This is a genomic window from Pseudomonas prosekii, from assembly GCF_900105155.1.
Classification (GTDB): Bacteria; Pseudomonadota; Gammaproteobacteria; order Pseudomonadales; family Pseudomonadaceae; genus Aquipseudomonas; species Aquipseudomonas prosekii.
The window spans coordinates 5,679,097-5,705,396 of record NZ_LT629762.1 but is presented as its reverse complement, the minus strand read 5'-3'; the positions used below and the strand labels follow the sequence as shown (position 1 = coordinate 5,705,396).

20 protein-coding genes are annotated in these 26,300 nt (G+C 59.9%); 8 read left to right on the top strand and 12 right to left on the bottom strand.

Annotation, left to right across the window (positions count from 1 at the left end; translation table 11 throughout):
* Window positions 1-62 precede the first annotated feature (62 nt).
* The 9 genes from BLU01_RS25790 to BLU01_RS25750 all read right to left on the bottom strand — a co-directional run bounded on the left by BLU01_RS25790 (window position 63) and on the right by BLU01_RS25750 (window position 15,099).
* Window positions 63-809 (bottom strand): SDR family oxidoreductase, encoded by a 747-nt coding sequence (locus BLU01_RS25790; RefSeq protein WP_092280789.1) that lies wholly within the window; start codon window positions 807-809, stop codon window positions 63-65.
* A gap of 135 nt (window positions 810-944) precedes the next feature.
* Complete coding sequence (locus BLU01_RS25785; RefSeq protein WP_092280787.1) at window positions 945-3,026, bottom strand: putative bifunctional diguanylate cyclase/phosphodiesterase; 2,082 nt, start codon at window positions 3,024-3,026, stop codon at window positions 945-947.
* 196 nt (window positions 3,027-3,222) lie between these two features.
* The gene (locus tag BLU01_RS25780) at window positions 3,223-4,704 is read right to left on the bottom strand and encodes an efflux transporter outer membrane subunit (RefSeq protein WP_092280785.1); all 1,482 of its coding nucleotides are present in this window, start codon (window positions 4,702-4,704) and stop codon (window positions 3,223-3,225) included.
* Window positions 4,701-7,808, bottom strand: a complete 3,108-nt coding sequence (locus tag BLU01_RS25775; RefSeq protein WP_092280783.1) for an efflux RND transporter permease subunit — start codon at window positions 7,806-7,808, stop codon at window positions 4,701-4,703. Before BLU01_RS25775 ends, BLU01_RS25780 begins: the two co-directional genes overlap by 4 nt.
* On the bottom strand, window positions 7,805-10,909 hold the full coding sequence (locus tag BLU01_RS25770; protein WP_092280781.1) for an MdtB/MuxB family multidrug efflux RND transporter permease subunit: 3,105 nt from the start codon (window positions 10,907-10,909) through the stop codon (window positions 7,805-7,807). Before BLU01_RS25770 ends, BLU01_RS25775 begins: the two co-directional genes overlap by 4 nt.
* Window positions 10,906-12,216: an MdtA/MuxA family multidrug efflux RND transporter periplasmic adaptor subunit gene (locus BLU01_RS25765; protein ID WP_092280779.1), complete on the bottom strand. Its 1,311-nt coding sequence runs from the start codon at window positions 12,214-12,216 to the stop codon at window positions 10,906-10,908. The genes BLU01_RS25770 and BLU01_RS25765 overlap by 4 nt, the downstream gene beginning before the upstream one ends.
* Before the next feature lie 176 nt (window positions 12,217-12,392).
* Entirely contained in the window at window positions 12,393-12,893 is a 501-nt protein-coding gene (gene tpx, locus BLU01_RS25760; RefSeq protein WP_092280777.1) for a thiol peroxidase, read from the bottom strand.
* 246 nt (window positions 12,894-13,139) lie between these two features.
* Window positions 13,140-13,811, bottom strand: a complete 672-nt coding sequence (locus tag BLU01_RS25755) for a DUF3313 domain-containing protein (protein ID WP_092280775.1) — start codon at window positions 13,809-13,811, stop codon at window positions 13,140-13,142.
* 319 nt (window positions 13,812-14,130) lie between these two features.
* Window positions 14,131-15,099 (bottom strand): hypothetical protein, encoded by a 969-nt coding sequence (locus tag BLU01_RS25750; RefSeq protein ID WP_092280773.1) that lies wholly within the window; start codon window positions 15,097-15,099, stop codon window positions 14,131-14,133.
* 454 nt (window positions 15,100-15,553) lie between these two features.
* Between BLU01_RS25750 and ccoN the strand changes: the two genes are divergently transcribed.
* From ccoN to BLU01_RS25735, 3 genes are all read left to right on the top strand, one after another.
* Entirely contained in the window at window positions 15,554-16,990 is a 1,437-nt protein-coding gene (gene ccoN, locus BLU01_RS25745; RefSeq protein ID WP_092281749.1) for a cytochrome-c oxidase, cbb3-type subunit I, read from the top strand.
* Between the two features lie 8 nt (window positions 16,991-16,998).
* On the top strand, window positions 16,999-17,220 hold the full coding sequence (locus BLU01_RS25740; protein WP_092280771.1) for a CcoQ/FixQ family Cbb3-type cytochrome c oxidase assembly chaperone: 222 nt from the start codon (window positions 16,999-17,001) through the stop codon (window positions 17,218-17,220).
* A gap of 246 nt (window positions 17,221-17,466) precedes the next feature.
* Window positions 17,467-17,853 carry a hypothetical protein gene (locus BLU01_RS25735; protein ID WP_092280769.1) on the top strand — a complete coding sequence of 129 codons (387 nt, stop codon included), beginning with the start codon at window positions 17,467-17,469 and terminating at the stop codon, window positions 17,851-17,853.
* Window positions 17,854-17,877: 24 nt separating this feature from the next.
* Here BLU01_RS25735 and BLU01_RS25730 read toward each other — a convergent pair whose 3' ends face one another.
* Window positions 17,878-18,372, bottom strand: a complete 495-nt coding sequence (locus BLU01_RS25730) for a hypothetical protein (RefSeq protein WP_092280767.1) — start codon at window positions 18,370-18,372, stop codon at window positions 17,878-17,880.
* Window positions 18,373-18,613: 241 nt separating this feature from the next.
* Here BLU01_RS25730 and BLU01_RS25725 point away from each other — a divergent pair, with 241 nt between their 5' ends.
* From BLU01_RS25725 to BLU01_RS25710, 4 genes are all read left to right on the top strand, one after another.
* Window positions 18,614-20,011 carry a hypothetical protein gene (locus BLU01_RS25725; RefSeq protein ID WP_092280765.1) on the top strand — a complete coding sequence of 466 codons (1,398 nt, stop codon included), beginning with the start codon at window positions 18,614-18,616 and terminating at the stop codon, window positions 20,009-20,011.
* A 72-nt stretch (window positions 20,012-20,083) separates the two neighbouring features.
* On the top strand, window positions 20,084-21,001 hold the full coding sequence (locus BLU01_RS25720) for a halovibrin HvnC (protein ID WP_092280763.1): 918 nt from the start codon (window positions 20,084-20,086) through the stop codon (window positions 20,999-21,001).
* Entirely contained in the window at window positions 21,001-21,936 is a 936-nt protein-coding gene (locus tag BLU01_RS25715; protein ID WP_092280761.1) for a hypothetical protein, read from the top strand. Before BLU01_RS25720 ends, BLU01_RS25715 begins: the two co-directional genes overlap by 1 nt.
* Before the next feature lie 127 nt (window positions 21,937-22,063).
* Window positions 22,064-22,756, top strand: a complete 693-nt coding sequence (locus BLU01_RS25710) for an aspartate/glutamate racemase family protein (protein ID WP_092280759.1) — start codon at window positions 22,064-22,066, stop codon at window positions 22,754-22,756.
* Window position 22,757: 1 nt separating this feature from the next.
* Here the strand turns inward: BLU01_RS25710 and BLU01_RS25705 are convergent, their stop codons facing one another.
* Both BLU01_RS25705 and BLU01_RS25700 read right to left on the bottom strand, forming a co-directional pair.
* On the bottom strand, window positions 22,758-23,279 hold the full coding sequence (locus BLU01_RS25705) for a GNAT family N-acetyltransferase (protein ID WP_092280757.1): 522 nt from the start codon (window positions 23,277-23,279) through the stop codon (window positions 22,758-22,760).
* 98 nt (window positions 23,280-23,377) lie between these two features.
* Window positions 23,378-24,358: a LysR family transcriptional regulator gene (locus BLU01_RS25700; RefSeq protein WP_092280755.1), complete on the bottom strand. Its 981-nt coding sequence runs from the start codon at window positions 24,356-24,358 to the stop codon at window positions 23,378-23,380.
* Between the two features lie 260 nt (window positions 24,359-24,618).
* Between BLU01_RS25700 and BLU01_RS25695 the strand changes: the two genes are divergently transcribed.
* Window positions 24,619-26,244, top strand: coding sequence for an NADP-dependent glyceraldehyde-3-phosphate dehydrogenase (locus BLU01_RS25695; protein WP_092280753.1), 1,626 nt, complete (start codon window positions 24,619-24,621; stop codon window positions 26,242-26,244).
* Window positions 26,245-26,300 lie beyond the last annotated feature (56 nt).

Below are 26,300 nucleotides of genomic sequence, written 5' to 3'. Positions count from 1 at the left end.
AACCACTGTGGGAGCGAGCTTGCTCGCGATGGCGTCGGACCGGACGGCGCAGGTCCTCCGGACTAGCGTCCACCGCCAAGGTCAACAAACGTCCCGGTCGCGTACGAGGCCTTGTCCGACAACAACCAGACAATCGCTTCCGCCACTTCATCCGGGCGCCCGCCACGGGCCATCGGGATGGCCGATTCCAGTTTGCTGACCCGGTCCGGGTCGCCGCTCAGGGCGTGGAAATCGGTGTAGATGTAACCCGGCCGCACCGCGTTGACGCGAATGCCCTCGCCGGCGACTTCTTTCGACAGGCCAATCGTGAAGCTGTCCAGCGCGCCTTTTGACGCGGCGTAATCCACGTATTCATTCGGCGAACCCAGGCGCGCCGCCACCGACGACACGTTGACGATGCTGCCGCCCTGCCCGCCATGCTTGGGCGACATGCGCAGCACTGCGTGCTTGGCGCAGAGGATCGGCGCCAGAACATTGGTCTTGAGGATTTTCAGGATGCGGAATTCGGACATTTCGTCGACCCGCGACTTGTGCCCGACGGTGCCGGCGTTGTTCACCAGCGCGGTGACCCGGCCCAGTTCGGTGTCGACACGGTGGAACAAGGCGACCACTTCGTCTTCGATGCTGACGTCGGCGCGAACCGCAATGGCCTGTGCACCGAGGGCTCGGACCTGGTCGAGCACACGCTGCGCCGCTTCTTCGTCCGCCAGGTAATTGATGCAGATGCGATAGCCCTGCTCAGCGGCCAACAGCGCCGTGGCGGCGCCGATCCCACGGCTGCCTCCCGTGATGACCATGACTTTTTCCATGCTGACGATCCCCCGAATTCAAGCTTAAGCAGTCGGCGCCAAGAATAACCGCCATTCGCCGCTTTTGCATGACCTGCATCTATGAGGAGGCCGACACTGACGCAGGAGATCGCTCAACACTCATTTCCTGTGGCGTCAGCCTGCCTGCAACTGCTCGCCGCGGTGGATGTCGGCCATGAAGCGCTCGGCCGGCAGCGGATGGCCGAGCAGGTAACCTTGCAGCGAATCGCAACCCAATCTGGTCAGGAAATCCTGCTGCACGCCGGTCTCCACGCCTTCCGCAACAATCCGCAAACCCAGCGCCTGACCCAACGCAACAATCGCCGAAACAATCGCCGCGTCATCGCTGTCATGCTCCAGATCGCGGACAAACCCGCGATCAATCTTCAGCTCATTGGCCGGCAAGCGCTTGAGGTACATCAGGCTCGAATAACCGGTGCCGAAGTCGTCGATAGACAGGTCGACGCCCATGTCCGAGAGTTCCTGCAGCACCGTCATGCTCGCATCGGCGTCGCTCATGGCGGTGGTTTCGGTGATTTCCAGGGTCAGGCTATTGGCCGGCAAATGGTGGGTGGCCAAGGCTTTGGCGACACTTTGCACCAGCCCCGCGTGACAGAACTGCAATGCCGAAAGATTCACCGCGATGCGCCAATCGGTATAACCGAGCACATACCATTCGCGCATCTGCCGGCAGGCTTCGTTGAGCACCCACTCGCCAATCGGAATGATCAAACCGGTCTTTTCCGCCAGTTCGATAAACTTCGCCGGCAGCAGCATGCCCTGGGTCGGATGCACCCAGCGCAGCAACGCCTCGGCGCCGACCGCACGCCCGTTGCTGGCATCGAACTTCGGTTGGTAGTACAGGCGAAATTGCTGCTGATCCAGCGCCGCGCGCAGGTCTTGCAGCAGTTGCAATTGCTTGCGCGCGTTGCTGTTCATCGACGCGTCGAAGAAACTGTAGCCGTTTTTGCCCGCGCCTTTGGCGTGGTACATCGCGGCATCGGCGTTCATCAGCAACTCTTGCGCGGTGTGGCCATTGCCGGGAAACATGGCGATGCCAAGGCTCGCGGATATTTGCAAGTCGTGGTCGGCGACCTGGAACGAGCGTGCGATCAACTCAACCTGACGCGACGCCAGGTTCAGCGCATCGCTCGGCTCGATGAGGCGCACCAGCAGGACAAATTCATCACCGCCGATCCGCGCCAGCGTGTCCTGACTGCGCAAGTCTTCGCGCAAACGTATGCCGACTTCGCGCAACAACTGGTCGCCCATGTGGTGACCGAAGGCATCGTTGACCGGTTTGAAGCCGTCTAGATCAATGAACATCAGCGCAAAACAACCGCCCTGCTCCTGGACTTTCGACATCGCCTGCTCGATGCGGTCGGCCAGCAGCATGCGGTTCGGCAGCCCGGTCAGCGGATCGTGCAGTGCCAGTTGGGTGAGTTCGCGGTTGGCGACGGTCAGCGAATGCGCGAGGTCGGCAGTGCGTGCTTCGAGGCGTGCATCAAGAATCGACGTGAGCAAGGCAATGCTCAGCACCGCCAGCGTGGTGATCAGCACGACATTGTCCAAGCCTTTGCCGCTCAAGCCGCCGAGTGCTGCGCCGCAAAAGCTGCCGTCCGGGAAACGCGCGGCGGCCATGCCGGTGTAGTGCATGCCGACGATGGCGAAACCCATGATCACCGCCGCGCCGCCACGAATCAGACCCACATACGGCGTGTGCTGGCGCAGGCGAAAGGCAATCGCCAACGCTGCTGCCGAGGCGCCAACGGCAATCACCAGCGAGGCGCCGAACAGCGTCGGGTCGTAATCGATGCCGGGCTGCATGAGCATGGCGGCCATGCCGGTGTAATGCATGGCGCTGATGCCGCTGCCCATCACCAGCGCGCCGAATGCCAGTTGCCAGACCGGCAGTTTCGGCTGGCTGACCAGCCACAAAGCAAAGCCGCACGAGAGGATGGCGATGGTCAGCGACAGCGCCGTGAGGGCGAAATCGTAACCGAGGTCGATCGGCAGATTGAACGCGAGCATGCCGATGAAATGCATCGACCACACGCCGATACCCATCGCCACCGCGCCACCTGCCGTCCATAGATGCACGGCGCGGCCCTTGGTCGTGGCAATCCGGCCAGTCAGGTCAAGGGCGGTGTAGGACGCAAGAATCGCCACGCACAGCGAAATCACAACCAGCGTGGGAGAGTAGGTGCCGATGAGCATGGGGTTTCTCGTGACTGCGCCACCGTACTGCGTCCATTCTCGGCGGGCAAAGTCGGCGATTGTACTGATTGCGCGGAAGAACGCACTGACAAAATGAGCAAAAGGCCATCAAGCCGATGAAACGCTTGTTTGACACAAATTTCAGGCTGTATTCACCAGCCTGATCGTTCCACGCGGAGCGCGGGAACGATCACGATCATTGTTCTTCGCTGACCTGTAACTGCCCATCCCAGCCGCCGCCCAGCGCGGCGATCAGTTGCACACTCGCCAGCAAACGGCTCTGCAGCACGTTCAATACGCTCTGTTCGTTATTCAACGCGGTCGCTTGCACCACCACCACGTCCAGATAAGCGATCAATCCCGCCTTGTACTGGTTCTCGGTCAGACGCAACGAATCACGCGCCGCGTCCAGTGCTTCCTGGCGCACCGACGCTTCCTGCTCATAGACCTTGAGCTGAATCAGGTAGTTTTCCACTTCGCGGAAACCGTCGAGCACGGTTTGGCGGTAAGTAGCCACAGTTTCGTCGTACAGCGCTTCGTTGCGATCGACTTCCGCCGAGCGCGCGCCGCCGTCGAACAACGGCAACGTCAGTTTTGGCCCGACCGACCAGAAGCGGTTCGGCAAACTCACCAGATTGCTCGACGTGCTGCTGCTGTAACCACCACTCAGGCTCAGGCTCAAATCCGGGTAATACGCGGCTTTCGCCACGCCAATATTGGCGTTGGCAGCAATGACCGAGCGTTCGGCGGAAGCAATGTCCGGTCGGCGTTCGAGCAATTGCGACGGCAAGCTCAGGGGAATTTGCGGCAGTTTCGGGATGTCCTGACTTTCCGCCAGATTGAACTCGGCCGGCGGCAAACCGATCAGCACGGCGATAGCGTTTTCGAACTGCGCACGCTGCCAGATCAAGTCGACCAGATCCGCTTGAGTGCTTTTGAGTTGCGTCTGCGCCTGCGCCACTGCGTCCCGCCCGGAGACACCGGCGCGGTACTGGTTCTGAGTCATTTGCAGCGAACGTTGATACGCCGCCACCGTCGATTCGAGCAAACGTTTCTGCTGATCGATCACGCGCAATTGCAGGTAGTTCTGGACCATTTCCGACTGCTGGCTCAGGCGCATCGCCGCGAGATCGGCGAAGCTCGCTTGCGCGGTGGCTTGATCGGCCTCCAACCCACGGCGCAGTTTGCCCCAGATATCCGCTTCCCAACTGACGCCAAACTCGGTGCTGTAGGTATCGCGAATGCCGCTGGCCGAGCTGCTCAGGCTCGAACTGCTGCTGCCGGCGCCCTGGCTTGAGCGGGTCTTGCCCGCGCTCAAATCCACTGTCGGGTAAAACGCCGCGCGGGCACTTTTGACCAACGCTTGCGATTGCCGATAACGCGCTTCGGCCTGGGCCACAGTCTGGTTGGCGTTGTTCAGTTGATCGACCAGGCCGTTGAGCTGCCGATCGCCATACAACTCCCACCAGGCGCCACGCGCAAGGGAATCGCTGGGATTGGCCTGACGCCAACCCTCGGCTTCCTTGTACTGGGCGATTTCCGCCGTTTGCGGGCGCTGGTAATCCGGGCCGACGGCGCAAGCGCTGAGCAAGCTCACACACAGCGCCAGGCTCAATAGGCGCGAGCCCCGGGCCATGGCAATCGGTGCAGCCAGAGTGATAAGCGAACGGTCAGTCATAGCGGAGTTTCCAGAGCTGCATCGGTACGTACCCCACGCCATTTATTGAAGCGGTGGCGCAGTTTGTCGAGATAGAGGTAAACCACCGGGGTGGTGTAAAGGGTCAGCACTTGGCTGAAAACCAGCCCGCCGATGATGGTCAGGCCCAGCGGCTGACGCATTTCCGCGCCTTCGGCCTGACCGAGCAGCAACGGCAGTGCGCCAAGGATCGCCGCCAGCGTGGTCATCAGAATTGGCCGCAGACGTTGCAGGCAAGCGCTGCGAATCGAATCCAGCGGGCTCATGCCTTGATGGCGTTCCAGTTGCAACGCGAGGTCGATCATCAGAATCGCGTTTTTCTTCACCACGCCGATCAACAGGAACAGCCCCAGCAGCGAGATCAGGCTGAACTCGCCACCGAGAAGGTAAATCGACAACAACGCGCCGACCCCGGCCGAAGGCAAGGTCGACAGAATGGTCAACGGGTGAATGTAGCTTTCATAGAGCACGCCCAACACCAGATACACCGCCAGCAGCGCGCCGAGAATCATGAACGGCTGGCTCTTTTGCGTGGCAGCAAATGCATCGGCAGTGCCGGCGACCTTGACGATCACGTCTTCGGGCATGCCGAGCTTGGCAATCGCACGCTCGATAGCCGCCGTGCCCTGCTCCACCGTCACGCCTTCGGCCATGTCGAAGGAAATGCTCTCGGAGGCGAACTGGCCTTCGTGGCTGACCCGGTCATCTTCCAGGCTGTTTTCGTAATGGGCGATGGTCGACAACGGAATCCGCGCGCCATCGGCGGTGATCACTTGGACTTGCTTGAGGGTAATCGGGTCCTGCGCGTATTTCTGATTGACCTCCATCACCACCTTGTACTGGTTGAGGCTGTCGTAGATCGTCGAAATCTGCCGCTGGCTGTACGCGTTGTTCAGCACCGACGTGACCATGTCCATGTCGACGCCGAGGCGTTTCGCCTGATCGCGGTCGACCATCAACGTGACCTGTTGCGCGCCGCCACCCTCGCGCGCATCAATCGCCGTCAACTCGGGCAAGGCACGCAACGCCGTCACGACTTTCGGGTACCACTCGCGCAACGAGCCGAGGTCGGCACTTTGCAGAATGTAGGAATACTGCGACGTAGTCTGCTCGCGACCGCCGCCGAATTGCAGGTCCTGGTCGGCCATCAGCATCAATTGCGCGCCGGCCACTTTCGGCATCTCCTTGCGCATCCGTTCGATGACTTTTTGCGCGGAGATATTGCGCTCGTTGATCGGTTTCAAGCGCACCAGCATGAACGCGTTGTTGGTGCCGTTGGTGCCACCGATGAACCCGGCAACGCTCTGTACCGCATCGTCCTTGAGCACCGCGCGGCGGAATATTTCCATTTTCGGCTGCATCACGCTGAACGACAGCCCGTCGTCGCCACGGACAAAACCGATCAACTGGCCGGTGTCCTGCTGCGGCATGAAGGTTTTCGGCACTACCACGTACAGCGCAACGTTGACCCCGACGGTGATGATCAGGCTGAGCAACGTCAGGCGCCGATGCCGCAGCACCCAGTCGAGGCTGGTCGCGTACTTGCCGACCATCCAGTCGTTGGCCCGATGGCTCCAGCGTTGCAGACGGTTTTCCTGACCCGGCGTGTGCGGTTTCAGCCAACGCGCGCAGAGCATAGGCGTCAGGGTCAGCGAGACGATCAGCGAAACCACAATCGACGCCGCCAGCGTGATGGAAAACTCGCGGAACAGGCTTTCGATGATCCCGCCCATAAACAGAATCGACAGGAACACCGCGACCAGCGAGACGTTCATCGACAACAGGGTAAATCCGACTTCCTCGGCGCCGAGGTACGCCGCTTTCATCGGCGGCACGCCTTCGTCGATGTGCCGGGAAATGTTCTCCAGCACCACGATGGCGTCGTCCACCACCAGGCCAGTGGCGAGAATCAGCGCCATCAGCGACAGGTTGTTCAGCGAAAACCCGTAGAGGTACATCACCGCAAACGTGCCGACCAGCGACACCGGCACGGCCAATGTCGGAATCAGTGAGGCACGGAAGTTACCGAGAAACAGGAACACCACCAGAATCACCAGCGCCACGGCGATCAGCAGGGTCATTTCTGCTTCGTGCAACGTCGCTTTGATCACTGGCGAACGGTCCATCGCCAGGTTCAGTTTGACGCTGGCCGGCAGCACCGCTTGCAACGCCGGCAACTGCGCCTTGATCTCGTTGACCGTTTCGATGATGTTGGCGCCGGCCTGCCGGTTGATCACCAGCAGCACCGCCGCGTCATTGTTGAAGAAACCACTGTTGTAGCGGTCTTCGACGCCGTCGCTGACCGTCGCTACATCTTTCAGGCGCAGGGCGGCGCCGTTGTTGTAGTGGATGATCAGCGACTCGTAATCCTTGGCTTTTTCCAGTTGATCGTTGGCCTGCACCTGCCACAGACGCTGGTCATCCTCGACCGAACCCTTGGGCCGGCGCACGTTGGTATTGGCGATGGTATTGCGCACGTCGTCCAGCGCCACGCCGTACTGGTTCAGCGCTTGCGGTTCGAGCTCGATGCGCACTGCCGGCAGGGAGCTGCCGCCGATCTGCACTTCGCCGACGCCCTGCACCTGCGACAGGCTCTGCGACAAGATGGTCGAGGCCAAATCGTAAAGCTGACCTTTTTCCAGCACGTCCGAAGTCAGCGACAACACCATGATCGGCGCTTGCGACGGGTTGACCTTCTTGTAGGTCGGCATGCTGCGCATCCCGCTCGGCAGCAGGTTGCGCGAGGCGTTGATCGCCGCTTGCACTTCCCGCGCCGCGCCGTTGATGTCGCGGTCGAGGTCGAACTGCAGAATCACCCGCGTCGAACCCTGGCTAGACCGGCTGCTCATGGTGTTGACCCCGGCGATGGCGCCGAAGGAACGTTCCAGCGGCGTCGCCACCGTCGAGGCCATCACTTCCGGACTGGCGCCGGGCAGACTGGCTTGCACCACAATCACCGGGAAGTCCATCTGCGGCAACGGCGCCACCGGCAACAGACCGAAACTGACACCGCCAAGCAGCATGATCGCCAGGCTCAGCAACATCGTCGCGACCGGGCGCTTGATGAAAGGACCGGAGAGGTTCATGGCTGTTCTACCGCTTCCACGGTGGTGGACTTGCGGCCCCAGCGCCGACCGAGGCGGTCAAAGTACAAGTAGATAACCGGCGTGGTGAACAGCGTCAGCACCTGGCTCAGCAGCAAACCACCGACCATCACCAGACCCAACGGTTGACGCAGCTCGGCGCCAGAACCGGTGGCGAGCATTAGCGGCACTGCGCCAAACAGCGCGGCCAGCGTGGTCATCAGGATTGGCCGGAAGCGCAGCAGCGCCGCTTGATAGATCGCCTGTTCCGGCGCCATGCCCTGGTTGCGCTCAGCGTCGAGGGCGAAGTCGATCATCATGATCGCGTTTTTCTTGACGATGCCGATCAGCAGAATAATGCCGATGATCGCGATCATCCCCAGGTCATTGCCGGTCAACAGCAATGCCAGCAAGGCCCCGACCGCTGCCGAGGGCAAGGTCGAGAGGATGGTGATCGGGTGAATGTAGCTCTCGTAAAGCACGCCGAGCACGATGTACATGGTCACCACCGCCGCCAGAATCAGCAGCAACGTGCTCGACAGCGAGGCCTGGAACGCTTCGGCCGCGCCCTGGAACTGGGTTTGCACGCCGACCGGCATGCCGATGTCTTCCTGCACTTGTTCGATGATGTCTACCGCGTGCCCCAGCGCCACGCCGGGCGCCAGGTTGAACGACATCATCACCGCCGGGAACTGGCCGATATGAGTAATCGCCAATTGCGCCTGACGCTGCTCGACCCGCGCCAGACTCGACAGGCGCACCTGCCCGCCATCGGTGGTCTTGACGTGAATCTGGTTCAGCGCATCCGGGCCGATCTTCTCGCCGGACTGCGCTTGCAGGACCACGCGGTATTGGCTGGCCTGGGTGTAAATAGTGGAAATCTGCCGCTGGCCAAACGCGTCGTACAGCGCATCGGTAATGTTCGACACCGACACGCCTACCCGCGACGCGGCATCGCGGTCAATCACCAGGAACACCTGCAAACCCTTGTCCTGCAAATCACTGGCAACGTCAGTCAACTCCGGCCGCTGCGCCAGCGCTTCGACCAGACGGCCGCTCCACAGGCTGAGCAATTCCGAATCCGGCGAGGACATGCTGAATTGGTACTGCGTGCGGCTGACCCGGTCCTCGATGGTCAAGTCCTGCACCGGTTGCATGAACAGCCGGATGCCGGTCAATTTGTCCACTTCCGGTTGCAGCCGCGCGATGATTTCGGTGGCGCTGAGGTCGCGGCCGCTGTGCGGCTTGAGGTTGATCAGCATGCGCCCGGCATTGAGCGTGGCGTTGTCGCCATCGACGCCAATGTATGACGACAGGCTCTGCACCGCCGGGTCGGCGAGAATGATCTTGGCCAGTTGCTGCTGCCGTTCACCCATTGCCGCAAAGGAAATCGACTGCGGCGCCTCGGAAATGCCCTGAATCACCCCGGTATCCTGCACCGGAAAGAAGCCCTTCGGCACCACCATGTACAGCACCACGGTCAGACCCAGCGTGGCGATTGCCACCAGCAACGTCAGCGGTTGATGCTTGAGCACCCACTGCAACTTGCGCCCGTAAGCGGCGATCATCCAGTCGATGGTCGCGCCACTGGCGCGGTAGAAACGGCCCTGTTCTTCTTCCTTCGGTTCACGCTTGAGCAGCCGCGCGCACATCATCGGCGTCAAGGTCAGCGACACCAGGAGAGAAATCAGGATCGCCACTGCCAGCGTGATAGCAAACTCGCGGAACAGCCGCCCGACCACGTCAGCCATGAACAGCAGCGGAATCAGTACCGCGATCAGCGACAACGTCAGGGAAATGAGGGTGAAGCCAATCTGCTTCGCGCCTTTGAGCGCCGCCGTCATCGGGCTGTCGCCCTCTTCGATAAACCGGGAAATGTTCTCCAGCATCACGATCGCATCATCGACCACAAACCCGGTGGCGATGGTCAGCGCCATCAAGGTCAGGTTGTTCACCGAGAACCCGGCGAGGTACATCACGCCGAAGGTGCCGATCAGCGACAACGGCACGGCGACCGAGGGAATGATCGTTGCACTGGCGCGGCGCAGGAACAGGAACGTGACCATCACCACCAGCGCGATGGCGATCAGCAATTCGTGTTGGACGTCGGTGACCGAGGCACGGATGGTTTGGGTGCGGTCGGTCAGCACGGTGACTTCGAGGCCGGCCGGCAGGTTGTCGGTGATGCTCGGCAGCAAAGCCTTGATCCGGTCAACCACTTCAATCACGTTGGCGCCGGGCTGGCGCTGGATGTTGAGCAGCACTGCCTGATTTTGGTTGGCCCACGCGGCCAGTCGTTCGTTCTCGGCGCCGTCGACGATTTCCGCGACGTCCTTGAGCCGCAACGGCGCGCCGTTGGCATAGGCGAGAATCAGGTTGGCGTAGTCTTTGGGCGAGGTCAGTTGGTCGTTGGCATCGAGCATCGACACCCGCGTCGGGCCGTCGAAGTTGCCCTTGGGCTGATTGACGTTGGAGGCGCCGACAAGGGTGCGCACATCCGACAGGTTCAAGCCGTTGGCCGCCAGGGCTTCGGGGTTGACCTTGATCCGCACGGCCTGACGCTGACCGCCGGCGATGCTGACCATGCCGACGCCGCTGATCTGGGCGATTTTCTGCGCCATGCGCGTATCGACCAGATCGTTGAGCTTGGGCAGGAGCATGGTTTTCGAGGTGATCGCCAGGGTCAGCACCGGGGTGTCCGCCGGGTTGACCTTGTTGTACACCGGCGGCGCCGGCAGGTCGGTCGGCAGCAGATTGGTCGCGGCGTTGATCGCGGCTTGCACCTGCTGTTCGGCGACGTCCATGTTGATGTCGAGGCTGAAACGCAGGGTCAGCACCGAGGCGCCGCCGGAACTGGTCGAGGCCATCTGCGTCAGGCCGGGCATCTGCCCGAATTGACGCTCAAGCGGCGCGGTCACCGCACTGGTCATCACGTCCGGGCTGGCGCCGGGGTACAGCGTCATGACGCGAATGGTCGGGTAATCAACCTGCGGCAGCGCCGATACCGGCAGCAGTCGATAGGCGATGATGCCGGCCAGGATAATGGCAAGCATGCTCAGGGTCGTGGCGACCGGGCGCAGGATGAACAGCCGCGAGATGTTCATGCGCCCTTCTTGGCCTTGTCGGTGACAGTCGCGTCAGTGGTCTTGGCGGCGGATTTGCCTTGCAGCTGTTCGGTCGGGCTGGTGGGCACTTCGGTGCTGTCGTTGACCACTTCCACTTCACTGCCTTCTTTCAGGCGGTCGGTGCCTTCCAGGACCACCCGGTCACCGGCGGCGAGGCCTTCGGTGATGACTGTGTTATCGCCATCGCTGGCGCCGACTTTCAATGCGCGAACCGTGACTTTCTTGTCACCGTCCATGGCGTAGACGAAGGTGCCGTTGGTGCCGAACTGAATCGCTGCCGAGGGCGCGAGCACCACGTCTTTGAGGGTGTCGGCGAGCAGGTGAACGTTGACGAACTGGTTGGGGAACAACGCCTGATCGCGGTTATCGTAGCGCGCCTTGAATTTCAGCGTGCCGGTGGTCACGTCGATCTGGTTGTCGAGGCTTTGCAACACGCCGCTGGCCTGGATTTTCATGTCGCCACGGTCCCACGCTTCGACCGGCAGTTTGGCGCCGGTGTGGTAGCGCGCGAGCACGGTGTCGAGGCTGTTTTCCGGCAGGGTGAACACCACGCTGATCGGCTGCGTCTGGGTGATGATCGCCAGCGCCGTGGTGTCGTTGGCGGCGACCAGGTTGCCGACGTCGAGCTGACGCAAACCGACACGCCCGGTGATCGGCGCGCGGATCTTGGTGAATTCGAGATTGAGTTTGGCGTCGTTGACCGCTGCCTGATTGGTCTTGACCGTGCCCAGATATTGACCGACCAGCGCTTCGGCGGTGTCCAGGGTCTGCTTGGCGATACTGTCTTCCTTGAACAGGCCGCGATAACGCTGGACATCGACTTGAGCGTTCTTCAGTTGCGCCTGATTCTGCAGCAACGTGCCCTCGGCCTGGAGCAAGGCGTTCTGGTAAGGACGCGGATCGATCTCGGCGAGCAGGTCGCCAGCCTTGACCATCTGCCCTTCCTCGAAGGCAATCTTCATCAATTCGCCGGCCACGCGGCTGCGCACATTGATGGTGTTCAGTGCCGTCACGGTGCCCAGTGCCCGGTAATACAGCGGGAAGTCACCCTTGACCGCCGGGGCTACGCGCACCGGAATCGGCCCGGTCGCGCCGCCAAAGCCTGGACGCATGGCCCCGGACTTGCCCGTGTGCCCCGCCGCCGCCTTCGGTTTTTCGCCCTCTTTCTGGTCAGTGCCGGTGGGCCAGAATTTCCAGCAAACAACGGCGACGACCAACAGGACAAGCAGGCCGAACAGCCAGCGACGGGAACTACGGGACGAGGATTGCATTGAATGATCAACCATTGGGCGCGTGGGCTTCTTTTACGGGAGGCTGAACGATAAGCACTGGCGGGCATTAAGCAAAGCGCCTTTACCGGCAATTTACCTTCGGCTTACGTATCAGGAGGTATATCTAAGGCACTGAAGCACAAATGAAAACGGCCTGGCGAGTGCCAGGCCGTTAACAAATGTAAAAAGCCTTACTTCAGAACAGCGAGGGCTGCGTCGTAGTTTGGCTCTTCAGCGATTTCCTTGACCAGCTCGCTGTGCAGCACGTTGTCGTTTTCATCCAGCACGACGACGGCACGCGCGGTCAGGCCTTTGAGCGGGCCGTCTGCGATGGCTACGCCATAGTTTTCGATGAACTCGGCGCCACGCAGGGTCGACAGGTTCTGGACGTTTTCCAGACCTTCGGCGCCGCAGAAGCGTGCCTGGGCGAATGGCAGGTCAGCGGAGATGCACAACACCACGGTGTTGGCGACTTCGTTGGCCTGGGCGTTGAACTTGCGCACCGAGGTGGCGCAGGTCGGGGTGTCAACGCTTGGGAAGATGTTCAGCACTTTACGTTTGCCGGCGAAGCTCGCCAGGGTCACGTCGGACAGATTGCCCGCCACCAGGGAAAAGGCTGGCGCCTTGGAACCGGCTTGTGGCAGTTGGCCGTTGACTTGAACCGGGTTGCCTTTAAGAGTGACTTGAGCCATGAACGGAGTCCTTCTGTTGGAAATATGAAGAGGCCGAAGTTAACCACGAAATGGCCCGACGACCTATGCCCAAACACAAATTGTCATGTGTCGTCGGCTGAATTGGATACAGCCTCACTGTTCATTTAAAGAGGCCCAAACCCGATCCCGGGCAACGAGCTGCTGCTGAGTCACCTCAATCGAACCAGGTCGTCAACCCACTGTGGGAGCGAGCTTGTTCGCGATGAGGCGCTCAGCCGCAACAAATTACTCGGATTTGATCTTCAAATACGACTGATGCAGATCCGAAGCCCAGCCGTCGATCACGCTTTTTACGTCATCGGCCTTCATCACCTGGCTGTCGTTGCTCAGCGGCTTGCCCGTGCCCTTGCGCACGACTTGCGCGACTACGCTGTTGTTGCTGCCATCGAGGAACACCGCTTCGGTGGCCAAGGTGGTTTCCTGATCACGAATCCCGCTGGCGGTGCTGACCGCCGCTGCGACCAGAGCAATCGGGATCACTTCATACGGCTTCAATCCTTCGGTCTTGCTGCTGACTGCGGTAATCGCTGCGCGCAGCACCATCACGCCAGGCCCGGGGCCGGCCGCCAATGGCAGCGATTTACCCAGTTCACGCTTGAGCGCCTGATCGTAGTAACCGGTGATGCCATTGAGGGTTGCCTGAGGGATTTTCACTGTTGGCTGCGGCTGGGGATACAGCTGGGTCGGCTCGATGTAGACGCTGGTGAATTTGCTCACGTCGAGTTTCGGGTCGATCCAGCGCATGACCTCGGCGCCCGACGGCGACTTGGCCTCCTTGAGCTGGCTGTAGTCCTTGAGAAACCCCGAATACTGGTCGGGCTCGACCACTTTACTGGAGCAGCCGACCACCCCGATCGAGGCGATGCACAGTGTGCTCATCATTAACGCAAGCTTCATGCTGTAACTCCTGTAGAGGATCGTGGCGCGACTGAAAACGCCTAGGTAGTTATAGCTAAAAATCAATAATGTGCCGTGTGGGCCGCGAACAACCCTTGCGGCGTGTGGCTTGGGCCTGGAGAACGGCAAGGAGCCCAAAGCGCAGGTGTTGTTGCAGGGCTGGAAGAAAATGGATATTGGCGATCCGGCGTTGAGGTGATGCGGGGTTGATCCGAAGGCCCCTTCGCGGGCAAGCCTCGCTCCTACGGAGGAATTTGCGATCCCTGCAGGAGCGAGGCTTGCCCGCGAAGACGTCAGCCCAACCGGGGCAAATCGCTGATCACCACGAAGACCCACTCTTCGCCGCCAACTCGCGTCGACTGTTAGCGCGCATCGCTTTGATCAGCGACACCGTCCCCACCAGCAAAATCGCCGCCGCGAACAGGAAGTCGATGGTATACAGCTGAAAATCCTGCAACGGCCCGACCAGCATCACCCGCACCGCCCCAATTCCCACCAGCGTCGCCAGAAAATCGATACCCGGTTCATCCCGATAAAACACGTGCAGCAGCGGCAGGCAAATCACCAGCAACAGCAGCAACACAATCACCTTGAACGAGCCCTTGCGCTCGACGTTGAACGCGCACTCGTTGGCGGTGTAAGGCTTGTAATCCTCGTCACGCACCAGCGGGGTTTTCTCGTTGATGTACTCGGCGCGGTTGTACTTCTGGGTCGGTGCGAAGGTGTTCGACATTTCCATCAGCGTGGTGATGTGGCGAAAGCGCAGGTCAATGCGTTCGTTACCCTTGAGGTAATACAGCACCGGTTTGTAGCCGTACCGATAGCTGTCGAAAGGGAAATCACTGGGCCGGCCGTGCACGCTGATCGGGCGCGGTTCAAGTTCGGCATAAGCGCTTTTATTGTCGGCGGCGACGTTACGGCTCAGCGCCTTGATTTTCACCTGTTCGAGGAAAATCGGCGTGGCACCGTTGGACCATTGCAGCGGTTCCAGGCGCAGGCGCAGTTCGTTGCGACTGAGGTCGTAACGGTTGAACGTGCGCTCGGAGACGATCACTGAGCCGCCGAGCATGAACTCGCCGCGCAGGTTGTTGGTGACGCGCAGAGTCAGTTGATCCTTGCCCAGCGACAACGCCTCGGCGGACGGCGGCGTGCCGCACCACGCTGTGCTGTCGCTGGCGCCGCCCAACTGCCCGTCGCGATTTTCCTGGAACACGTAAAAGTAGCCGCCCCACAACGTCAGCATCAGCAAACCTGCGGTCAGCCCTAAAATCTTCTTGCCGAAACTCACAACGCCAGACTCCCTTTCTGATTTCGTGCATGCAGCGAAAACCGCTGAGTGCGGCGGACTCTATCAAAATGCCAGTACCGGCCCAAGCAGAAACAGCTTTGAGCGGGGTTAATAGAGGGATGCTTGCAGTGGCGAATTCGCGGCCAGCAGATGGGCTGAATGTGGAACCGCTATCGCGAGCAAGCTCGCTCCTACAGGGGTTTTGCCGTGGCTGACATCGGCTCTGCGGCGCGCATTTGATGCGCGATTGTGGACGTGCAGCGCAGCGCATTACAGGCCCAGCTGTACGCGAGAAAAAGCGTATCAGAGCGTGTCAAATGGCCGCAGGACTGACTGGAATCTGATCCGCATAAATCGGCTTTTCCTGAGTCTGTTTTGTTTCCAGCGAGGTTTCTACAGTGCAGCCCATGCCAGACCGGGTGGCCTGGCAAGACTCTGCATGGATGAATTGACCATGAGCACAGCAACAATCGGGCGGGCCGGCGAGGCCTACAACTACAAGGTCGTCCGCCAATTTGTCGTGGCAACCATTGTCTGGGGCGTGGTCGGCATGGCCATGGGCGTTTTTATCGCCTCGCAACTGGTCTGGCCGCAAATGAACCTCGACCTGCCGTGGACCACGTTCGGCCGCTTGCGTCCGCTGCACACCAGCCTGGTGATTTTCGGTTTCGCCGGCAGCGCGCAATTTGCCGCCAGTTACTACGCGGTGCAGCGTACCTGCCAGGTACGGCTGTACTCGGACAAACTCGCCGCGTTCACGTTCTGGGGCTGGCAATCGGTGATCGTGATCATGCTGATCAGCTTGCCGCTCGGCTACACCACCACCAAGGAATACGCCGAAATCGAGTTCTCCGGCGCAGTGTGGATGACCGTGGTCTGGGTTGCCTACGCCATCGTGTTTTTCACCACGGTGGTGCAACGTAAAACCAAGCACATCTACGTCGGCAACTGGTTTTTCGGCGCGTTCATCGTGGTGATCGCGATGCTGCACATGGTCAATCACTTGTCGATTCCGGTGGGCTGGTTCAAGTCCTACCCGGTGTATTCCGGCGCCACCGACGCCATGGTGCAGTGGTGGTACGGCCACAACGCGGTGGGCTTTTTCCTCACCACCGGCTTCCTCGGCATGATGTATTACTTCGTGCCGAAACAGGTCGGGCGGCCGGTGTATTCCTATCGGTTGTCGATCGTGCATTTCTGGGCGCTGATCACCTTGTACATCTGGGCCGGCCCGCACCATTTGCACTACACGGCGCTGCCGGACTGGGCGCAATCGCTGGGCATGGCCATGTCGCTGATCCTCCTGGCGCCGAGCTGGGGCGGGATGATCAACGGCATGATGACGCTCTCAGGCGCCTGGCATAAATTGCGCACCGACCCGATCCTGCGTTTCCTCGTGTTGTCATTGGCCTTCTACGGCATGTCGACGTTCGAGGGACCAATGATGGCGATCAAAACTGTCAACGCCCTCTCCCACTACACCGACTGGACCATCGGCCACGTGCATGCCGGCGCGCTCGGCTGGGTGGCGATGATCACCTTCGGCGCGATCTACCATATGGTGCCGAAAGTCTTCGGCCGCGAGCAGATGTTCAGCACGCCGCTGATCAACCTGCACTTCTGGCTCGCGACCATCGGAACCGTGCTGTACATCGCCTCGATGTGGGTCAACGGCATTACCCAAGGCCTGATGTGGCGCGCGATCAACGACGACGGCACGCTGACTTACTCCTTCGTCGAAGCCTTGCAAGCCAGCCATCCGGGCTTCGTCGTGCGCTTCGCCGGCGGCGTGTTCTTCCTCAGCGGCATGTTGCTGATGGCCTACAACACCTGGCGCACCGTGCGCGTCGCCGACGTGGCGATGGCCGAACGCGAAGCGCAGATCGCCTGAGGTTTGCGATGATCGAGACAGTGCTGAATATGTTGGGCGTCGTCGGTTTTTGGCTGGCGATCGAATATTGCCTCAAGCACCAGACGCCCGAGAGCCTTGAGGACGCGAGCCTGATGCCCTTCGCCGACGACCCGGAAGTGGCGCGCCGAGTCGAGCTGGCGACGGGCAAAAAGGTCAACGCCGTGGCGCCGGAGGAAGCGAAACCGGGCTGGGGGAATATCGAGATTTGAATGCATGGCGTCAGGCGCGGGCTCGGAACCGTCATGGGTGGGCCGATGGGAGACGCTCGTTGCTGGGCGGTGGATTGGTCTAGAATCGGTCCATTGCAAACAGGGAAGTCTCAATATGAGTGGAAACTCCGGCGAATTTCGTCTGTGCATTGCTGATGGTTCGGCCAGACTTGTAAACGCAACCGATCAACGATTTGTGGCAGGCGGGCGAGTCCATGATCGGGAAACGGCACAGCAGAAACAACAATGAAATGCGCTATTTTTTCAACCATCGCGCTGTCGCTGCTGTTAAGCGGATGTGAGCTGGGCACGCTGGCCAGTTGTGCCGGACGGGCACCGCTGACCATTCAACCGGACAGCCTGGCGAGTGCGACAACCGGCAAACCCTACCGCGCCAGTGTCGAGGCGCAGCGACCGCATGTAGCGATTGCCGGGTTCTATGTCGACCCGGCACAGCCGCTGCCTGAGGGATTGAAGCTGGTTTATGAACGAGGACAGGACCACGCCGATATCGTCGGTACGCCGACCCGGCCGGGGCACTATGAAGTCTCGATCTACCTCAACACCTATGGCACTCAGTGCACTGGGCAAGCGGCGCAACGAACCTACACGCTGAATGTCGCGAGCGATTGAGCCAGCGTCGCGCCGGGCCTTGGATCAACCGCGCTCGCGGGGGATCAGGCTCTGCAATTGCAACGCCAGGAAGTTTGCGTCGAAGGCGTAAGTGTCCGGGTCTTTCAGGCCGTTGGTCTTGCGCCATTGCCAATTCGCCGCAGGCGGCATCAGCACCAGCGAAATGCTGCCGTAGCGCGCGGCGGTCAGGCCCATCACCGACAGTGAAATCTGCCCGCCAGCGCCCATCACGTCCGGCACGAACTCGACCGCTTTGCCGGCAATCACAATGGTCAGTTTCTCGGTTTTGAAGGTCGAGGTCTCGGCCGGCACGCTCGGCCCGGACGCGACGTACGCTTCGCGGCTGACCTCCAGCAGCGTCGGGGTCTGCACCGGTTCCAGCCATTGCTGGATCTGGTCGAACAACTCACCAATACGCGTCGTCCACACGCTCGATTGCGATTCAAACAATTGCTTCTTGTGCGCTTCGCTGTCTGCGTAGTGACGAAGCATCTCGCCCAATTGCTGTACGTCGTTCATTGCCGTGTTCCTTTGTTGAAGCGGTGTCGCGGACTTTGAGCATGGCAGATCGACGGGGGGCTCGGGGGATTAAAACCAGAACGGGATAACGCGCTGCCCATCGGTAAACGACCAGCGGTGCGGTTTTGACTGAACAACATCAGCTCACCTGTCAGATCTGACAGTAGTCAATGACTGAGGCCGGGTGTCTGATGAACGCCTTGACGGATTAACAAATTCCAATCCCGACCAGGTGAAAATAATGGCAAAGCCTTCCGAAATGTCTGCACAAAACCAGATCCTGGTGCTTTATCCGTTGATGATCCCCGGTTGGATCACCCCAGTGATCCATGCGCAAAATCCTCACGGGGGGATTTCCAAGGCGATTTACGACGATAAAGCTTTGGGGCTGCAGTGTTTCATTGATCCATGGACGTCCCCCATGTTGATCGGTGACCACGTGAATATTCTCGTAAATGATCGACTGATCCCTGAGGCCGGAAGAACCATCGGCGCCGGTCAAGAGGACTCCAGAGTCGAGACCTATATCCCCAAAGGCGTGTTGCGTGACGATATCAATCTCATCACCTATCAAGTCACCCGACTCGGCGGCGCACCCGAAACGTCGTTGCCGCTGCGCGTGCTCTACCATTCCCTGCGACCCGGTGAACCGGCACCTGCAGGGTTGCGCCTGCAACTTCCGGCCGATGTCATCGCCAGCGGCGTTAATTCCACGCGCGCCGCGCAGGGCGTGCTGATCGGCTTCGATTACGTCAACCGCAGAGCCCACGATCGTATTGAGCTGAGTGTGGGTGTCGCGCAAATCGTGCGTAATGTCACACCCGGCGAGGCCGCTCCCGGCAGTCCAGTGGTGACGCAAACGCTATTGACCGATACGTTCCAGCGAGCTGGCAACAATCCGCAGATGCCGTTTTCGTTCGAAGTCATTGATCAGCTGTATAACCGTTCGGGCCGATCTCCGGTGACCTACTTGAATGTGGATTTGGCGGACAAACCAGTCCCGGAGCCTTTGAACCTGGTAGCGCCAACCGTACTTGAAGCAAAGGAACTGAGCGGCACGCAGTTGAACTTCGAGAAAGACTTCTACAGTGCCGAGTTTGCAACCGTTCAGGTCGCCTATACCGGTTCCGCTGCGGGACAAACGGTAAAGGTGTATTGGCTCGGCCGGCGCACTTCTTACGGCAGTGAAATTCAAACCATCAGCCGTGCCGGGCAAACATTAACGTTCAAGATCCCCCGCCTGGAAGTTGTAGACACCATCGGCAGCCGTGCAGAAATTTCGTACACAGTCAGGCTGCCGCAGACCACCGTCGATATACCGTCCAGAGACCGCGACATCACGATCACCCGCCAACGCCATCACTTGCAAGAGCCAACCCTGTCCGCGGACCGACTGAATATCAGGGCTTATTACCCCACGCTTGATGGCAACTACTCCGTGCGTTTGCGCCTGTATGGCAGAGCAATACGCGACAGTGCCGAGATCCCGATTACTCAAGCGCTGCATACCAACATCCCGGTCCATCAGTCATGGCTCACGGAAAACCGAGGCGTGCCTGTGATGTTCAACTACACAATCAGAAAAATCGGGACTGGCGAGCCGATTATATTTTCGTGGTGTTTAAGAGTGACTTTATAAACTTCGCCAGCAATTCACTCCATCGAGCTTTTTATCAATAACGTCTTATCAAGTCTGCGGACGAGGTATGTGATGCGCTACGTCATGGGTTTTTTCATAGTTTTATTAGTTGCAGGCTGCAGTCAGGTCACCACGCAAACGAATGGTGAAATGGGTACTTTATCCAATACAGCCAAGGGTCAAGCCGTTGCCACTCAATTGACCACGCTCTACGGGAGAACATTTGCCAACTGCAACAAATCCGACTCTCAACCGGCGTTTCTGTGTTCGGGCGTGACCCTGCGCGTCACGGTCGAGGATCCGGCTTATAAAGTCTGGGACCCAAGCCCCGTATCGGTAAAAAGCGGCGGTGTCTCGTTCTCTTATTTGCGCGCCGATGCAAACTTTGGACGCCTGGCCTGGGGTTATGGCAATGGTTACATCCTGTACCCGATCTTCGAAGCGCCGGCCGACAAGATTGACCTTGATTATCTGTGCTCGTACCCAATGGATGCCTGGGGTTGGCACCGAAGTGCCACGCAAGTATGCGGACCCTCCGCCAATTACCCGGCGCAGAGTCAACGCTGCCACAGTGCCAATGTCACCATCGCCGAACAGTGGCTCGCAGTGTGGAAGCTGCCGGGGACCCAACAGAATTTGCGCCAATGCGGCTTTGATGTAACGGACGTTCGCAATACCTTGTCCGGCCCTGCGTTCTACCAGTCCGTGCGCGCCAAATCGCTGATGGCAGAGACAGGATTCGTGGAACATAACGAGGTCATCATCAAGACCTGGACTGCGGGCCGCCCCAATACATTCCCGATCATGGCGTTCTTCTATATTGCTGGTGGCACTAACGCTGGCCTGGCCGACGCTCAATACAACCAGCGAGATTTCAATAACTCGACAAACCCGAAGATCGTTATTCCGATTATTCGCCTGACCCCCGGCAATTCCTCTACAGGAACCGCCACGTTTGCTTTTGTTGCCGCTGACCAAGTAGTGAACTGATGAATACCTTAAAACTCCTGATCGCAGTGCTCGGGGCGAGCTTTGTACTGGGCTGCAGTCAAACAGGCCCGGCCCCCCAACAAGAGCCTATGAATGGTCTGGCGGCGAACACCGGCAATGCAGTCGCCGCCCGTCTGCAAGCGCTGTATGACGATAAAAGGATCAACTGTGGAACGCCGTCAGCACCGGCGTTCTTGTGTTCCGGGGTAACACTGCGAGTTACCAGGCAAGACAACAGCTATCACGTTTGGGACCCGAGCCCTACTTCGGTTAAAACCGGTGGCATTCATTTTTCGTACCTCAGGGCCGACGCCAACTTCAGAGAAATGGCCTGGACCAACCCAAAGGACAACAGCAACGGCTACGTGCTCTATCCAATCCTCAAAAAACCCGAGGACAAACTGCACATTGAATACCTTTGCGCTTTTCCCATTGATGGTTGGGCCTGGTATCGCGCCAGCCCCGGTTGCGGACCCAGTACGGACTACCCCACACAAAGCCGGCGCTGCCAGTCGATAGGAATCACGACAGCTGAACAATGGATCAAACATTGGCAGACGGCGGGCATTGCCAAGCCAAGTTTGCATCAATGCAGTTTTGATCTTCGTGACGCCATGAACAACTTGGGGGCCGATTCTTTCTATCAATCCATTCGCGCGAAACAACAGCTCGGACAGCGTGGTTTCTCCGAACAGAACGATTTGATTCTCGCAGCGTGGGGCGCAGGCCAACAAAACAAACTGCCGATCATGGCGTTCTTTTATATTGCCGGCAGCCCATCCGTGGGATTGGCCGATGCGCGCTGGAATCAACGTGACCTGTACAACTGGACGAGCCCACGGATTACCGTGCCCATCATTAGAATAACCCTCGCGACCACGGTGACCGGGCGCGCGACCTTTCAATATGTGGACGCTGATCAATACCACCGATGAAGTCCCTGCCCGTGCCTGACACGGGCAATCAGTGGCGAAGAAATTTTTGCTGGAATCAACCCGTAAACGATTGGACACTCTGCCGCAGCCTGCCCTGTTCGGGCAAACACTGTCAGAGGAGAGCGCAATGCGCACCATCGGCCTTATCGGCGGCATGAGCTGGGAGTCCAGCGCCGAGTATTACCGCCTGATCAACCAGCAGGTTCGGGATCGTCTGGGGCCTTTGCGCTCGGCACAATTGCTGATGTACAGCGTTGATTTCGGGCCGGTCGAACAGGCCCAGCATGCCGGGCGCTGGGACGACGCGGCGGCGATTCTGGTGGACGCGGCGCGCAGGCTCGAGGCCGGTGGCGCTGATTGCGTGGTGCTGTGTACCAACACCATGCACAAGGTCGCGGCGCAGATTCAGGCTGCCATCGACATTCCGTTTCTGCACATCGCCGACCCGACCGGGCAAGCAGCGGTCGCGGCCGGGGCGTTGAAGGTGGGATTGCTCGGAACCGCGTTCACCATGGAGCAGGACTTTCTCAAGGAGCGTCTGACGGCGATGGGTTTGACCGTGCTGGTGCCCGAAACCGACGAGCGTCAGGCTGTGCACCGGATCATTTATGACGAGTTGTGCGTCGGGATAATCAGCGAGGCGTCGCGCAAGGTTTATCAGCAAGTGATCGAATCACTCACCGCGCGTGGCGCGCAGGCGATCATCCTCGGTTGCACGGAAATCGGCATGCTGGTCAAACCCGAGCACAGCGCCCTGCCCCTGCTCGACACCACCGAACTGCATGCGCAGGCGGCGGTGGCGTTCGCCTTGGGCGAGTGAGTCAACCAGCCCTGGGCACCGAGCGCAGCCGCGCCATGCTCAAGGTGTCGACCCATTGGCCGTCACGCACGGCATAGTCACGGAACAGGCCTTCGTCCTCGAAACCGAACTTGCGGTACAAGCCGATCGCCGCGGCGTTATCGGCGTAAACCGTGAGTTCGACGCGGTGCAGGTTCATCCAGTTGTCGGCGATGTCGAGCGCGGTGGCCAACAGTTTCGAACCGACCCCCTTGCCCTGCCACGCCTCGGCGACGGCCATGCCAAAGCCACCGGCGTGGCTGCGGCGAATCCGCGAATATTGCTCAAGCCCGATATTGCCGATGACCATGCCCTGATGCAGCGCCACCAGTTTCACCATCCGTTCGTTGTCCGGCATCAGGCGTGCGCGCCAGATCTCGGTGGACTGAAACGGCATTTGCAGCACTTGCCGAGTAATCGCCGGGGCGTTGTAGAGCGCGGTGATACCGTCGATATGCGCCTCGCTGAAGCGCTGGATGATGATGTTGGCGTCGGTGCTCGGCATGGTGATTCTTCCGTGAAACGTACATGGCCGCTCATCCTAAACCGTGATCTGCTGACCTGGCGAGAGCCAATCGAGGGAGCCATGCACGAGCGAGCCAGTCAGGTCTGCGGGTCGAACCACTCGCGGCGTTCATGGAAGGTGCTGCGGATCATCTCGACCAGCGCTTGCACTTCGGGCTGCTGACGGGAATCGGCGTTGACCGCCAGCCACGCGTTGCGCTGCATCGGTTCGCTGAACAAACCCGGCAACGCGCTGAGGCTGCGGTCGAAACGACTGATGTAGGCGGGCAGCAAACCGATGCAGGCGCTGCAGCGGATCATTTCCAGCATCAGTTCGTAAGATTGCAGTTGCACGACCCCGGCCAGACGCTGTTCCACCAACGTGTTCCAGGGTGCGAAGCTGTCGATTTGCTGGTCATGCTGCCATTGCACCAACATGAAATCCGTCAGGTCGTCGGTGCTCTCGGGCCGCGCCGCCACCCGCGAATAGCGCTTGGCGATATGCGGCAGATAGTCCAGCCGCGCCAGATGCTGCGGCTCGTCGACAGCAAACGTCGGCCCCGGCAATGGCCCGCCCGCGCCACTCAGCCAAACCACCACGTCAGCGCTGACGGTTTGCAGGACGAGTTCGCTGTCCAGCGAAATGATCTCCAACCGCACGCTGGCATTGCGCCGCAGCAGCGCGATCAAGTCGCGACCGAGGATGTCATGCAGGATCGATTCGGCCACCGCGAGACGAATCAGCGGTTGCTCGACCAGCGGCAATTGCCGTTCATGCGCCAGTGCGATCAATTGTGCTTGCAGTTGCAAACCCTCGCGACTGAGGCTCAGCGTGCTGCCGTGAAAATTGAACAGCGTGCGTTGCAGTTGCTCTTCAAGTTGCGCCAGTTGTTTGCGCAACAATGTCGCCCGGACATTCAGGCTGCGCGCCGCTTGCATGAAACACCCGCACCGCGCGCAGACCATGAAAGAGTGCGCCACTTGCGGCTCGATTGCCGCCGCGAGCGCCAGCCACGATGGCGGTTCGGGATGGCGGTATTCGCTGTTGTTGTCCGGCCCTGCGGGTTCTGTAAATGCCATTGATGACGTCCTGTCGATCGAGTGGGTTTGGCGTCCTTCGCGATGGCTGCCTCGCCACGCGTACCTTCACGGATTGTTGCCTGAAGATTGCTGCACTTGTGTGTCAGTAAGTTGTTGCGACGCCTCGGTGGCGCCAGCATTTGTGGCGCGTGGGCTATCTTCAATAAGCAACGCTCACCTGCGATGGGTCATGACAAGCGAGGCCAAGGTCTGCTAAAACGATTCATCAGTGCATCACCGAATCCACACGGGGTAGCGACATGACCACAGCACACATCCTTGGCAATCTGTTTCCCGACAGCAGCGACATTCCGGAAAAATACCGCCTCGACGGCCAGACCGAACAACGCGAATACCTGGTCGATGGCGAACTGCGCAGGTGGGACGGCGCGCTCGCCCAAGTCCGCAGCCCGGTGTACCTGACCGGTGAAAACGGCGACGAACAAGTGATCCTCGGCAGCACGCCGCTGCTGGATGCCGACACCGCGCTCACTGCCCTTGACGCCGCCGTTCGCGCCTACGACCGAGGCCAGGGCCTGTGGCCGACGATGCGCGTGGCCGAGCGCATTCAACACGTCGAAGCCTTCCTCGCACGCATGCGCCAACAGCGCGAAGCCGTGGTCAAGTTGCTGATGTGGGAGATCGGCAAGAACCTCAAGGACTCGGAAAAAGAGTTCGACCGCACCTGCGATTACATCGTCGACACCATTAATGCATTGAAGGAACTCGACCGCCGCTCCAGCCGCTTTGAACTGGAACAGGACACCCTCGGGCAAATCCGTCGCGTGCCGTTGGGCGTCGCGTTGTGCATGGGGCCTTACAACTATCCGCTGAACGAAACGTTCACCACGCTGATCCCGGCGCTGATCATGGGCAACACCGTGGTGTTCAAACCGGCCAAGCTCGGCGTGCTGCTGATTCGGCCGCTGCTGGAAGCGTTCCGCGACAGCTTCCCGACCGGCGTGATCAACGTGATTTACGGCAGCGGCCGCGAAACTGTCAGCGCGCTGATGGCCAGCGGCAAGATCGATATTTTCGCGTTTATCGGCACCAACAAAGCCGCGAGCGACCTGAAAAAACTTCATCCAAAACCGCATCGCTTGCGCGCGGCGCTGGGTCTGGACGCGAAAAACCCAGGCATCGTCCTGCCAGAGGTCGACCTCGATAACGCCGTCAGCGAAGCGCTCACCGGCTCGCTGTCGTTCAACGGCCAGCGCTGCACCGCGCTGAAAATCCTCTTCGTCCACGAAGATGTCGTCGAGTCGTTTATCGAGAAATTCAACGCCAAACTCGCCACGCTCAAACCCGGCATGCCGTGGGACAGCGGCGTGGCGCTGACGCCCCTGCCGGAAGCGAGCAAGGTTGAATACCTGCATTCGCTGGTGGCCGACGCCGTCAGCAAAGGTGCGGCGGTGGTCAACGACAATGGCGGCGAAGCGCGGGCGTCGTTCTTTTACCCAGCGGTGCTGTACCCGGTGAATCCGCAGATGCGGGTTTATCAGGAAGAGCAGTTCGGGCCGGTGGTGCCGATCGTGCCGTACCGGCACCTCGACACGGTGATCGACTACGTTCTGGAATCGGATTTCGGCCAGCAGTTGAGCATCTTCGGCACCAACCCGGTGGCGGTCGGTCGGCTGGTCGATACCTTTGCCAACCAGGTCGGGCGCATTAATATCAACGCGCAATGCCAGCGTGGCCCGGACACCTTCCCGTTCAATGGCCGGAAGAATTCCGCCGAAGGTACGTTGTCAGTACATGACGCGCTGCGGGTGTTTTCGATTCGGACCCTGGTCGCGACCAAGTTCCAGGACAGCAACAAAGCGCTGATCAGCGAGATCATTCGCGGACGCGATTCGAGCTTCCTGACGACCGATTACATTTTCTGACTGTGTTTTCTGACTGTGTTTTCTGACTATGTTTTCTGACTAAGTTTCCAAGGAGC